General features: G+C 37.8%; 10 protein-coding genes. 4 read left to right on the forward strand and 6 right to left on the reverse strand.

Going from position 1 to position 12,814, the window contains the following annotated elements:
- Positions 1-36 precede the first annotated feature (36 nt).
- Entirely contained in the window at positions 37-1,230 is a 1,194-nt protein-coding gene (locus ELS83_RS18665; RefSeq protein ID WP_171597060.1) for a Pycsar system effector family protein, read from the reverse strand.
- A gap of 171 nt (positions 1,231-1,401) precedes the next feature.
- On the opposite strand from ELS83_RS18665, the gene ELS83_RS18670 reads away from it, so the two are divergent.
- The 3 genes from ELS83_RS18670 to ELS83_RS18680 are packed head-to-tail and all read left to right on the forward strand — an operon-like array spanning position 1,402 to position 8,404.
- Positions 1,402-2,334, forward strand: a complete 933-nt coding sequence (locus tag ELS83_RS18670) for an SdiA-regulated domain-containing protein (protein WP_171597061.1) — start codon at positions 1,402-1,404, stop codon at positions 2,332-2,334.
- A 41-nt stretch (positions 2,335-2,375) separates the two neighbouring features.
- Positions 2,376-5,990, forward strand: coding sequence for a BamA/TamA family outer membrane protein (locus ELS83_RS18675; RefSeq protein ID WP_171597062.1), 3,615 nt, complete (start codon positions 2,376-2,378; stop codon positions 5,988-5,990).
- A 50-nt stretch (positions 5,991-6,040) separates the two neighbouring features.
- A complete protein-coding gene (locus tag ELS83_RS18680; protein ID WP_171597063.1) occupies positions 6,041-8,404 on the forward strand; it encodes a type IA DNA topoisomerase in 2,364 nt (787 codons plus the stop codon).
- Between the two features lie 18 nt (positions 8,405-8,422).
- On the opposite strand, the gene ELS83_RS18685 is transcribed toward ELS83_RS18680, so the two are convergent.
- From ELS83_RS18685 to ELS83_RS18700, 4 genes are all read right to left on the reverse strand, one after another.
- On the reverse strand, positions 8,423-8,923 hold the full coding sequence (locus tag ELS83_RS18685; protein WP_171597064.1) for a SixA phosphatase family protein: 501 nt from the start codon (positions 8,921-8,923) through the stop codon (positions 8,423-8,425).
- Between the two features lie 33 nt (positions 8,924-8,956).
- Positions 8,957-11,059 (reverse strand): polyphosphate kinase 1, encoded by a 2,103-nt coding sequence (ppk1, locus tag ELS83_RS18690; RefSeq protein WP_171597065.1) that lies wholly within the window; start codon positions 11,057-11,059, stop codon positions 8,957-8,959.
- A gap of 258 nt (positions 11,060-11,317) precedes the next feature.
- Positions 11,318-11,776, reverse strand: a complete 459-nt coding sequence (locus ELS83_RS18695; RefSeq protein WP_171597066.1) for a hypothetical protein — start codon at positions 11,774-11,776, stop codon at positions 11,318-11,320.
- A 4-nt stretch (positions 11,777-11,780) separates the two neighbouring features.
- On the reverse strand, positions 11,781-12,020 hold the full coding sequence (locus tag ELS83_RS18700) for a putative signal transducing protein (protein ID WP_171597067.1): 240 nt from the start codon (positions 12,018-12,020) through the stop codon (positions 11,781-11,783).
- Between the two features lie 410 nt (positions 12,021-12,430).
- Between ELS83_RS18700 and ELS83_RS18705 the strand changes: the two genes are divergently transcribed.
- Entirely contained in the window at positions 12,431-12,628 is a 198-nt protein-coding gene (locus ELS83_RS18705; RefSeq protein ID WP_171597068.1) for a YwbE family protein, read from the forward strand.
- Between the two features lie 76 nt (positions 12,629-12,704).
- Here the strand turns inward: ELS83_RS18705 and ELS83_RS18710 are convergent.
- The coding region (locus tag ELS83_RS18710) for an IS3 family transposase (RefSeq protein ID WP_171595199.1) at positions 12,705-12,814 on the reverse strand (110 nt) is incomplete at its 5' end.

Genomic DNA, 12,814 nt, shown 5'->3' on the forward strand with positions numbered 1-12,814 from the left:
TTTATTGGGCTGCAAATTTAGTTTTTGTTGAGCTATTTACCACATCAAAGGCTGATATATTGCAGCTAAAATAAATGCCACAACCGACAAAATCAGTCCATACATAAATATGGTATAGGAAATTCTCAAAAAGCGGTATTTTTTACCCAAAACCTTACCCAGGTAATACTGATCTTTAATCAGACTATCGTAAAGCTCATCGTAATCTGTCATCATCCCTTTTAATGCTTTTGAATATATACCCAAATCCATATTGTGGAAATTCCCAAAGAATAATAGATTCACTCTTTTTTGCTTCACATCTTCTTCCGAAAATTTCCCATCGGTTACAATAGGGCGTGTTGCCATTACCGAATAGGTGATGGTAACCAAACACACAATCAGCAAAATTATACATGGAATAATGAAGTGTGGAACCTCCATAATATTCTTGAAAATGAAAAAGATAGCCGAGATAATGATCGAGTTGACAGAAATCATTAAGTTGGCTTTGCTATCGGCAATCGAACTCAAATTGATCTGGTTTCTTGCCGTTACCTTAAACATGGTCTCGATTCCTCTCTGAGGCATTTTTAACTTGATGTTCTGACTCTCAAGCTTACTTACTTTTTCATTCAGTTTCTTGATTTCCTTATCGTGATAGCCCTTTATTTTTGCGACTACTTTCTGGTAGTTTACTTCTTTCTTCTTTCCAAATACCTTTTTTCCATATTTGGTTTTGTATTTGTGATTTTGCAAAAAGGCTAATGTATCCTCCCAATATAGTCTTGGCGGTATTTCACGCTTGTAAAGCGCCTCTTTTTCTTCGCGAAGTTGCTCAGAGCTTTTCATGTAGCTTTTCGATGCCAGGTGGTATAAATCGGCATCGCAAAGGGCATTGCAAACCGGGTTTTCGCAAGGTGGATGAGGAATTTTTGTATGTAGAATGGCTTGTGTTACCTGTGTAATTTTCTCTTCCGGATAATTTCTCTCCGCTAAAAATACCCTTGCATTTCGAGCGCTCAACTCTTCATGATTTGCATAATCTTCGTAATATCCCGAATCGTGGAACCAGGCGGCCAGAATTAAAATCTCCATCTGTTCTTCACTGAATTCCAGTGCAGCACCAATCTTATTGGCATGTTTTACTACATTCTGGGTATGTTCTAAATTGTGATAGGTATACAATGGTTTTATTGCATCTTCAATAAGCTTAGTAACATATTTTTCAGCTTCCTGGATCATATTCATAATTTGAATTTTTCAGTTCTTGAGGTTTTTTTTGACTGAATAAATATAGTCATTAAACATGAAATGCTTCTGTTAAAAAAATAGAAATGCCTCGATTGACCTTTTTTTATTGGTAATTGGGGCTTATTTATTAATTTTATGATTCCAATTGATAAAAGTTAAAACCTCCATATGATTAAAGTAATTCATACACTGATTAGTATTCTTGCTATTGTATTTTTTCTCGAAGCTTGCGCCCAAAAAAAGGAGCAGAAAATGATCTATTTGTCGGAGAACTACGAGAAATTCCCATATGATATTTATGAGCCGAATAAGAAGTTCGAAATGAAGGATGAGTTGAGAGAGATATCGGCTTTGACTTATTATAGCGAGAATTCTGTATTGTGTGTGAACGACGAAAAAGGTGTCATCTACAAATACAATCACAAAAAGAAAGAGGTAACTAAAAAATACGAATTCGATCACCCTGGAGATTATGAAGGCATTGAGCTGATAGATTCTATTGTTTATGTGCTTCGTTCGGATGGGAAAGTGTTTAAAGTGGAAAACTTTAAGGATAAAAAGAAGATCAATTCGGTAAAAAGATCAACTCACTTAAATGCGGGGAATGATACAGAAGGATTGGGTTACGATCCCAATACAAATGCATTATTGGTAGCCTGTAAAGGAAGCCCTGCCCACTCTAAAAAATACCATGGCAAACGTGCTATTTATGAATTTTCTATCGAAAAAAATGAATTGTCAAAAACGCCTAAATATTTGATCGATCAGGATCAGATCCGAAAGATTTTGGAATTTGATGCCTACTCCAGATTTTCGGTCCAATTAATGGAGAATATCAATCCTTCGCAAGGTGATATTACTTTTCAACCTTCGGCAGTGGCTGTTCATCCCATTACAAAAAATCTTTATGTGCTGGGGTCGGTGGGAAAAATATTGGTTGTGTTAAATCCAGCAGGAGAAATTCAGGCCATTGTTAAACTAAAGCGCAAAATTTTCCGCCAACCAGAAGGCATATGCTTTGCGCCCGATGGAACCATGTATATCTCCAACGAAGGAAGAGGGCAAAAAGCAAACATTTTAAAATATCGATTTAAACAATAATTAGAATTCATTTTTCGTATTTGATACAAAAAACAGAAAACATGAAAAAATTCTATACACTTCTTTGTCTGTTAAGTGTGGTACTTTGTGCCAATGCTCAAGACAATCAAATCAATAAGGCGCCCAATGCAAATTTGTTGGAGCATTCGCTATTCTTTATCGGAGATGTTGGAGAAGCCAATATTGTTGATGCCAATCTGGAAATGCTTCAGAATCAACTCATGCAAGTAGAGGACAAAGCCACTCTTGTATTTTTGGGGAACAGCATTTCGAAAGAGTATGCCAAACAGGAAATTGAAGACATTAGTTCGGGTGATCAGAATCTGATAAAGCTATTGGATTTGGTGAAAAAATTCAATGGTGAAAGTTTTTTCATCCCTGGCGAAAAAGAGTGGAACCAAGGACATAAGCATGGTTGGGAAGCCATTATGAATCTGGAAACCTTTATAGAAGATTATGTAGGAAAAGGCGATGTATTCCTGCCTACAGGTGGATGTCCTGGGCCAGTAGAAATTGAAATAGGCGATGATGTAGTTTTGCTCATTGTCGACTCTCAGTGGTGGCTTCATGCAGCCGATAAACCTGAGGCCGAATGTGGTCTTGAAAGTTCTACCGACTTTCTCATTCTTTTAAGCGATGCCTTAAAAAGAAATAAGGATAAAAAGATTGTATTTGCCAGTCACCATCCGATGTATAGTGCAGGAAAACATGGAGGGAATTTTCCATTTATCGGTCCTATTGAATTGTATCGCAAGCTGTTTGGAACGCCACAGGATTTTGCCTATCCATTCTACAAACAAATGAGGTATATGGGCAGAAAACTGGGAAGAGGCTATGAAAACATTATTACTGTTTCGGCTCACGATAATAGCCTTCAGTTTACCGAAAAAGATGAATCCTTTTATGTTGTTTCCGGATCGGGAAGTAAGGCCGAATATGTTTCGGAGAAGAAAATGGATGTGGCACTTCGTGAAATTGGTTTTACCAGGCTTAATTTTTATTCGAACGATGAGGTTTGGTTGGAAATGTGGTCGGTTGGAAGAAGTGGAGCAGAGGCGCCAAAACTTGCCTTCCAGAAAAAGCTCTTCACCAAAACAATGCCTAGTGCACAAGATCTGGCTGAAAAATACAAAGATTTAAACTTTTCAGATAGTACCATAACAATAGCTGCCAGCGATTTATATGCTACCGATAGTAAATCGAAACGAAATCTGCTTGGAAACAATTACCGTAAAGAATGGGAAACACCTGTTGAGGTTCCTGTATTTGATATCGGTACAGAAAAAGGAGGTTTAAAAATTTTGAAACGAGGTGGTGGACAGCAAACACGATCTCTGCGATTGGAAGCGAAAGATGGCAAGCAGTATGTGTTAAGATCGGTAGAAAAATATACCGAGAAGGCCATACCTCCAGGATTAAGAGGGACTTTTGCTGCAAGTATTGTTCAGGATGGAATTTCTTACTCTTATCCATATGCTGCAATAGCAGTACCAAAATTGGCCGATGCTGCAGGCGTATATCATACCAACCCTAAAATTGTATATGTGCCCGATGATCCTCGATTTGGAATCTACCAGGACGACTTCAAGAACGAACTCTACCTTTTTGAAGAAAGACCCAACGATGATATGTCTGATATGGACAATTTTGGCAACACGAAAGATGTTTTGGGAACCGATAAACTAATTGAGAAAAGATTTAAGAATTCAGATTTAGTGATTGATGAAACGGCTGTTTTACGTGCCCGACTTTTCGATATTTTCCTGAATGACTGGGATAGGCATGATGATCAGTGGAGATGGGCAACATTTAAAAAGGATGGGAAAACCATTGCCAAGCCAATTCCGCGCGATCGCGACCAGGTATTCTTTTACAGCGATGGGAAGGTGCCTTGGCTAATCAGAAGAAAATGGGCCATGCCTAAATTCCAGAGTTTCGATTCCATTGTAGAAAATGTTGTTGGGCTAGGTTTCAACGCAAGGTATTTCGATCGCAATTTCCTTCAATCTAAAAACAAGAAAGACTGGATTGCAATGGCAAAAGAACTGAAACAAAACCTTAGCGATGAGGTGATTGAAACAGCCATTAAAGACCTTCCAAAAGAGGTATATTCCATTTCGGCCAATGATATTGTTGCAAAACTAAAGGCCAGAAGAGATCAGTTGCCTGATTTGGCAGTAGAATTTTACGATTACCTGGCCAAAGAGGTTGATATTGTTGGTACCAATGATACGGAAGATTTTGATGCCGAATGGGATGAGCAAGGAAACCTGCACGTGAAGGTGCGCAGACTGAGTAAGAAAGGAAACAAGAAAGAAAAACTATATGATCGTAAATTCCTGGTTGGAGAAACTAAAGAAGTTCGGATTTATGGACTGGGTGGTAAGGATGAATTTGATATCGATGGTAAATACTCGAAAGGTGTGAAACTTAGAATTGTTGGGGGAACCGGTAAAGACAGGTTTAGAATCGATAGTACCCGAAAATCAAATCTTGCGATTTACGATAAGTCGAAAACAAAGGTGAAAGGTAATGGAGCTTTTCAAAATCGATTATCGAAAAACAAGAGTGTGAATGTTTACGATAGAAAATCGTTTAAATATGATATTGTTAGTCCGGGAGCCAATCTAAATTTTGTGAGTGATGATGGATTAACGCTTGGCGCTGGCTTTAACGTGAAAAAACAGAGCTTTAGAAAAGAGCCTTACGGATCCTTACACAAATTCCTGGTGAACTATGCCTTTATGTATCCATCGGCCCAGTTTAAGTATTCTGGTGAAATGATTGGAGTATTCTCATCATTGGATTTACTGGCCAATATCAGTTACAATACGCCGAATTTTCAGGGTTATTATTACGGGCTTGGAAATGAAACCGAAAACCCGGAGTTGGATGATAAAGAGTACAATAGAATTCGAATGGGAAGAACTGAGTTTGGCTTGCAGGTAAGAAAAAAACTATCGGCCAAGCAGAGTATTTCTTTCGGTCCATTCTACGAGCAGTTAGAACTTAAAGCAACTCCCGATCGATTTGTAACCGACTTTAGTAATCCGGATAACGATTTAGATTTACTTACTGATTTTAATACCAGAAAATACATTGGTTTAAAAATTAAACATGAGTGGGATACACGCGATAATAAAGTGATTCCATCGCGTGGGGTATACTGGACCAATTCATGGAGTTTCTATCGAGGGTTGGAAAAGAACGATCATAATTTCCAAAAAATGGAAACAGATTTAAGGTTTTATGCGAGTCTTGGTAGACCTCAACGTAGTATATTTGCAATTCGATTTGGGGCAGCTCACAATACCAGTGGTTACTCCTTTTACCAGGCCAATAAATTGGGTTTAAAATCGAACCTTAGAGGATACCGTCAGGATCGATTTGCGGGTGATGATATTGTATATCAGAATACCGATTTTCGATTTAGACTGGCAAGATTTAAATCGTATTTCCTTGGTGGAGAGCTGGGGGTTTTGGCCTTTAACGATTTTGGTCGTGTTTGGCTCAATGGCGAAGATTCCAATAAATGGCACCATGGGTACGGTGGAGGTTTTTGGCTATCGCCGTATAAATTAATGGTGCTGACTGCCAATTTTGGAATGTCGGAAGAAGAGAATATTTTCTCTTTAGAGTTTAAGTATATGTTTTAAATGCAGTTAGAAATTCTAAAATCTAATTGCTAACTACCTTATAGAATAGTATGAAAGTTTGTATTGCGGAGAAACCAAGTGTAGCGCGCGAAATCGCCTTAATATTAGGGGCAAAATCGAAAAGAGATGGATATTACGAAGGCAATGGATATCAAATATCCTGGACCTTTGGACACCTGTGCACCTTGAAAGAACCGCATGAATACGACATGAACTGGAAATACTGGCACATGAACGATTTGCCTATTATTCCGGCACGATTTGGAATTCGGGTAATTCCAGATGGAGGAGTTCAGAAACAGTTTGAAATTCTGGAGAAACTCATCTCGAAAGCTGAAGAAGTGATCAACTGTGGTGATGCGGGAATAGAAGGAGAGGTGATTCAACGATGGGTTTTGCACAAAGCCAAATGCAATGTGCCGGTAAAACGTTTATGGATTTCATCGCTAACCGAAGAGGCCATTCGCGAGGGATTTCAAAATTTGAGAGAAGGAAGCGATTTTGATAAGTTGTATGCTGCAGGTTCTTCGAGAGCGATTGGAGATTGGCTGCTGGGAATTAATGCAACTCGACTGTACACCTTGAAGTATGCAAACGGAAAGTCGGTTTTATCTATCGGTAGGGTGCAAACACCTACATTGGCGTTGATTGTAAATCGACAAAAGGAGATTGATAATTTTGTGCCACAAACTTATTGGGAGCTAAAAACCATTTACCGCGATGTAAGTTTTGCAGCAACCAGGGGACGATTCGATAAAAAAGAGGAAGGTGTGGCATTTTTAGATAAGATTAAATCTGAGCCTTTCGAAATTGTTTCTGTAGAAAAAAAGAGTGGGAAAGAGCAACCGCCAAGACTATACGATTTGACTTCTTTACAGGTTGATTGTAACCGAAAATTTAGCTTGTCGGCCGAAGATACCTTACGAATTATTCAGAGCTTATACGAGAAGAAATTGACTACTTATCCGAGGGTTGATACAACTTACTTGTCTGATGATATCTATAAAAAAGTCCCGGGAATTTTAAAGAAACTGACTCCATACAAAGATTTTATAGATCCACTTTTAAAGGAGAAAATCAGGAAATCGAAAAAAGTATTCGATGATAAAAAAGTAACCGATCACCATGCAATTATTCCAACAGGAGTAAATCCCTCGGGAATTAAATACGAAGAAAAACAGGTGTACGATTTGGTTACCCGACGTTTTATTTCGGTCTTTTATCCCGATTGTAAGGTGAGTAATACTACGGTAATGGGTAAAGTTACCGATATCGATTTTAAGGCAACAGGAAAGCAAATTATAGAGCCAGGTTGGCGTGTTTTGTATGCAAAAGACAGCAATGTTGGTGAAGGTGTTATTCTTCCGGCTTTTGTGAAGGGAGAAACAGGAGAACATCAGCCCGATTTGGCTGAAAAGCAAACTCAACCGCCAAAATACTATTCGGAGGCTACACTGCTGCGTGCCATGGAAACAGCCGGTAAACAAGTGGATGATGATGAATTGAGAGAGCTAATGAAGGAAAACGGGATTGGCCGTCCATCGACACGTGCAAATATCATTGAAACCTTGTTTAAGCGCAGGTACATTAAAAAGGAAAAGAAACGACTGGTGGCAACCATTACAGGCATACAGTTGATCGATACGATACAAAATGAGTTGCTAAAATCGGCCGAGCTAACCGGGCAATGGGAGAAGAAGCTGAAGGATATAGAATTGGGGAATTTTGAAGTAAACCAATTTATGGCCGAGCTAAAGAATATGGTTGTTGGTATTGTCTGGGATGTAAAATCAAGAAAAAATATCAATGCCATCGAGGTAATTGATGAGGAGAAGGAAAAGGAGAAAAAGAAAGCCGAAGCAAAGAAGAAAAAATCAGCTCCAGCTGAATTGCTTTGCCCGAAATGCAAAGAGGGAAAAATTGTAAAAGGAAAATCGGTGTGGGGATGTACCAATTGGAAAAACGGATGCGAGATGAGACTTCCTTTCGAATTTGGTGGCAAAAAAATTACCGACAAACAGGTTGAAGCATTGATACTAAAAGGCAAAACACCAAAAATTAAAGGTTTTACTGTAGATGGCAACAAGCTGAATGGAAACCTGGTTCTGGATCCCGATTTTAGCATCAGTATCCTCGAAGAGGAAAAAGAAATCCTGACTTGTCCGGTGTGTAAATCGGGTACATTGCTGAAAGGAAATGCTGCATTTGGTTGCTCTAACTATAAAAATGGCTGTAAGTTTATTGTTCCATTTGTGTTTATGGAGAAAAAACTAAGCGAAGCACAAATTAAATCGCTGGTAAAACAACAGAAAACCGGTTTGATAAAAGGGTTTACCGATCCTCAAAGCCAGGAAAAGGTAAATGGCAAACTGATATTGGATAATCAGGGCAAAATTGTGTTTGGAAAACAGTAATCTCGATAAAAGGTGAAATTACTGTTTGTATTTTTTAGGAAATTCGTACAAACAAATCTTGCCCGATCTGGCTTCAATGTCTTTCCAGTCGCTTACGTCAAACTCGATTCCAATAACCGTGCAAGTAGGAACGTATTCATAAAATTCAACACTTAAATTAAAGGCCAGGTATTCAATGCTTGGGTTGTGACCAAAAATCATCACCGAATCATTATTGTTTCCATGCTGGTCGAGCATGCCCAAAAATTCATGGGTGGTGAATCCATCATAGAGTTCATCTAACTGGACAATTGATTCTTGTTTGTACTCCAGGATATCAGCAAACAAACGAGCCGTTTGAATGGCTCTGTTTGCAGTGCTTGAAATCATAATATCTGGTTTGGCATCTTTTAACAGCAACTTTTTAGCAATCAAATTTGAATCGTTAATGCCTCTTTCTTTCAAATTTCTTTGAAAGTCGGTAATATCGTAACGAATTACCTCTGTTTTAGCGTGTCTGACTAAAAATAAACGTTTCATGGCTTTGGGTTTTTAAGTTACTGCTGTTCTGCTTTATTCTTCTATTGTTATTTTTTCTTTATGAGCTTTTTCTTTCTCTTTTAAGAAATCCATAATGGCCATTTGAGAACGCACTTCTGGTTCTCCTTCCTTTCTTTCGATAGGAACATTATCAAGTTTTCCGTTTAATATTCGGGCACTTACATTGTCGGCAAGCTGAAGCTGTAGGATGTGGATAATTTCATTTTTGATATCCACATCATGAATTGGGAATGCACATTCAATTCTTCTTTGAAGATTTCGGTTCATCCAATCGGCCGAAGAAAGGTAAAGCAATTCCTCTCCCTGGTTGTAAAAATAGAATGCCCTGGCATGTTCCAGGAACTGATCAACAATTCGAATAATACGAATGTTTTTCGAATACTTCTGATCTGGCTTTAAACAGCAAATACCACGAACAATTAAGTCGATTTCCACCCCATTTTCACTGGCTTCATATAACTTTTTAATCATTTCGCGCTCTTGTAAGCCATTCATTTTAAGTAGGATGTAGCCTTTTTTTCCATTTTTTACATTCTCAATTTCCTGATCAATCAGGCGAATCAACTCGCTCTTTAAATTGAATTGGCCAACTAACAGTTTGTTGAACTCATATCCAGGAGTTTTATTTTCCAGGTAATCGAAGAGTTGCTTCATTTCCTGTATCATCACTTTATCGGATGTCAGGAATCCATGATCGGCATATATTTTGGCTGTTTTTTCGTTAAAATTGCCTGTGCTTAAAAATGCGTAATCTCTTTTGTCATCCTTACGGATTACCAGGGCAATTTTCGCATGCACTTTTAATCCAGGAATACTATAGATAATTTTAATTCCGGCTTTGCGCATTTCACGCGCCGAGCGCAGGTTTGCTTCTTCGTCGAAACGAGCTTTTACCTCAACAAAAACAGTCACTTTTTTCCCATTATGAGCGGCATTGATCAGGGCATTTACAACGGCAGAATTATCAGCCACTCGATACTGAGTAGCCTTAATTTCTTCCACCTTAGGGTCTAGCGCTGCCTCGTTTAGGAAACGGATAACATATTTGTACGATTGATAAGGGAAGTGCAAAATGCGATCTTTCTTGCGAATGGTTTTAAAGATTGATTTTGTTCCTCCTTTCAATTCCTCTATGCTTAAGGGATGATAGGGTTCCAGCTCCAGATCAGGAAATTTTGGATTCGGAAAACCAAAGAAATCCTGGAAATTGTGATATCGGCCACCTTTTACCATATCGTTTGGCAATAAATCAAAGGAATCCTTCAGGAATCGAAGAAATTCTTTTGGAATCGATTCATCGTAAAGGAAACGGGAAGGAGAGCCGGTTTCGCGTTTTTTCAGGCTTCGTTCAATCATGTCAATCAAATCACCCGAATACTCATCTTCGATTAATAAATCGGCATCGCGACTCAATTTAAAACTGAAACTTGAAGCTATCTTATAACCCGGGAATAGCACCTTCATTCTTAGCTTCACGATATCGTCGAGGAACATGATATAATGTTTGCCATCAACTTCCGGAAGTTCTATAAATCTTGGGAAGTGATGACATGGAACTTTAATGATTGCGTAACGTGCCCTCTGATTTTTAGGGCTTGAATCTCCATCTTTTTTACTTCGGCGCTTAAATAGTTTTACCGCCAAATAGATGGAGTTGTTCTGCAAAAATGGTTTGATTTGCTGTTTTAAAAGCAGCATGGGTTGTGCATGCGGAAGAATATTCTCCAAAAAGAAATCTTTCACATACTGATGATGCTCATCGCTTAATGCTTCATCCTGAAGCAATATGATATTGTTTTCGCGAAGTTGCGGGATAATACTATCTCGAAATATCTTTCCAAATTCAACCTGCTGACGATCTACCTCAGCATTAATTTTTTTCAGAATGTTATCAGGATTCTCTCTTAGGTTTTTCTTGTCTTCGGGAGGTAATTCTGTAAATCTTTTATAGGTGCCAACACGTACACGATAGAATTCATCAAGGTTAGATGAATAAATTGCGAGGAACTTAATTCGTTCGTACAGAGGCAAATCTTCATTGGTTGCCACTTCCAACACCCTTTTGTTGAAAGATAACCAACTTAAATCTCGGTTAAGGAATTGATATTTTGACATGTAGTGATATTGCTAATTGTGAAAATCTGTGTCATTAAAAATAGTCAATTTTTTGCTTCTTTTTGTTACGAAATGGTGAAGGAAGTGTAGATTTTTTATGGAATTTGAATTTTAATAGAGATAGGCTAATGCCATGTTTCTGCAATCATCCTATTGGGATTCACCTCGGCCCGTTTTCATTCCTGATTTATTGACTATTATTCTGTTCTCTTGCATTTGATGCAGATTGCTTAATTAGCAATGATTTAAACCAGGTGTTTACCTGTATATAACATTAACATTGGAATCTTTTAAAAACTGTACCAGCCTGCCTGAATATCTATCCTGAACGCAACTAATCTTATAAGTTGAATTGTTGAGTAGCTTGAAACTTACTTTTAAGAATTTTGATTTTTTCTGAATTTCAACCGCTTCGATATCTGTTGTGCTGAAACGAAAAAGATTTTGCTTTTTAAACTTCAGGTATTTTATGGCTGAAAGCAAGGCGATTAGCATGGCAATAATGGCGATGATCAATACAGCAATGCCTGATGGACTTGTAATCTCACGCTCACTGCTAAACAGGTTGAATGCAGAGCTCAGAATAACAAGTATCATGGCCAGCGTATTAATCAAAGCTGCACCTGTATTACCTGTGAAAGAAATTGTTCGATCGTCGAATTGTAAATCCATGTCCATGATGCGCTGCCCATGGACTTTGGTTATTATTGAATTCATGGATTTACTCTGTTTTATTTTGCACAAACTCTTCGATAAGCGGTTTTGCACTCTCCATATCGCCGCTTAAAATACAAAGCTTAACTGCACCAATAGCACCACCCGAGTAATGTGGGGCAATGGTTCCAATGTATTCATCTTTTACAAAACTTTTAATCTGGTGATCGGCCAATATGGTTTTTAGCATTTCAACTTCCCATGCTAAGCCTGTGTAAACCTCTATAAGTGTGTTTTCTGCTGTCATAATAGTGTTGTGTTATTTCATTTATTTAAAAATATAAAAAAATAGGTAAAGTATAATAACCTGAGTTCGATTAAAAATATCTGCACAGTTTGAACTGTTTTTGAGTAGAAATTTTCTCAGATTATCGAAGTAATATCGGGATATTTCGAGGGAATTTGAGGAGATTTATGCCAAAAGCAGTCAAAAACTTATAAAAGCCCGCTTCATCCAATCTTTACATTAATAAATCTTCAAAATATCCCGATATTCTTTCAGTTTTTTTAATGTAAACCTTGAATAAATCTGACTTTCTGTGATTGATATTTTTAATCGAACTCAGGTTAATATGTTATAAAAGATTGTAGTTGGAATAGAAGATTTCTCCATAAAAGCACTTAAATTTGTATAAGGGACTAACAAAAACCAAGATTATGAAAGAAGGAGATAAAAGAGAGAACATAAAACCTGGTTTGAAGGTGAAAATTGTTTTGAAGGAAGATCAGAGGTCTGGAAAACTTACCGAAGGAGTGGTTAAGGATTTACTTACCAATTCGGCAGTTCACCCTCATGGCATTAAGGTGCGATTGGAAAGTGGGGAAGTTGGACGTGTTAAAGAGATTGTAGAATAATCTGATGCCAGCATAAATCAAAAGCCATACTTCTGTTGTGAAGTGAACCCCAAATATTGGACGGTTATAAAATAAGTTAATGATATTGAGTTCGGTATTTTACCGGACTCAATCCGTTTAAATGAGTCTTTATTCTAATATTATTGTAGTAATTTATATACTCCTCCAGTTCCTTTAGAAAGTGTT

Source organism: Marinifilum caeruleilacunae, from assembly GCF_013141825.1.
Lineage (GTDB): Bacteria > Bacteroidota > Bacteroidia > Bacteroidales > Marinifilaceae > Marinifilum > Marinifilum caeruleilacunae.

Coding starts and splice junctions, on each gene's coding strand:
- ELS83_RS18665 (WP_171597060.1), bottom strand. CDS start 1,230: ATGAATATGATCCAGGAAGCTGAAAAATATGTTACTAAGCTTATTGAA.
- ELS83_RS18670 (WP_171597061.1), top strand. CDS start 1,402: ATGATTAAAGTAATTCATACACTGATTAGTATTCTTGCTATTGTATTT.
- ELS83_RS18675 (WP_171597062.1), top strand. CDS start 2,376: ATGAAAAAATTCTATACACTTCTTTGTCTGTTAAGTGTGGTACTTTGT.
- ELS83_RS18680 (WP_171597063.1), top strand. CDS start 6,041: ATGAAAGTTTGTATTGCGGAGAAACCAAGTGTAGCGCGCGAAATCGCC.
- ELS83_RS18685 (WP_171597064.1), bottom strand. CDS start 8,923: ATGAAACGTTTATTTTTAGTCAGACACGCTAAAACAGAGGTAATTCGT.
- ppk1 (WP_171597065.1), bottom strand. CDS start 11,059: ATGTCAAAATATCAATTCCTTAACCGAGATTTAAGTTGGTTATCTTTC.
- ELS83_RS18695 (WP_171597066.1), bottom strand. CDS start 11,776: ATGAATTCAATAATAACCAAAGTCCATGGGCAGCGCATCATGGACATG.
- ELS83_RS18700 (WP_171597067.1), bottom strand. CDS start 12,020: ATGACAGCAGAAAACACACTTATAGAGGTTTACACAGGCTTAGCATGG.
- ELS83_RS18705 (WP_171597068.1), top strand. CDS start 12,431: ATGAAAGAAGGAGATAAAAGAGAGAACATAAAACCTGGTTTGAAGGTG.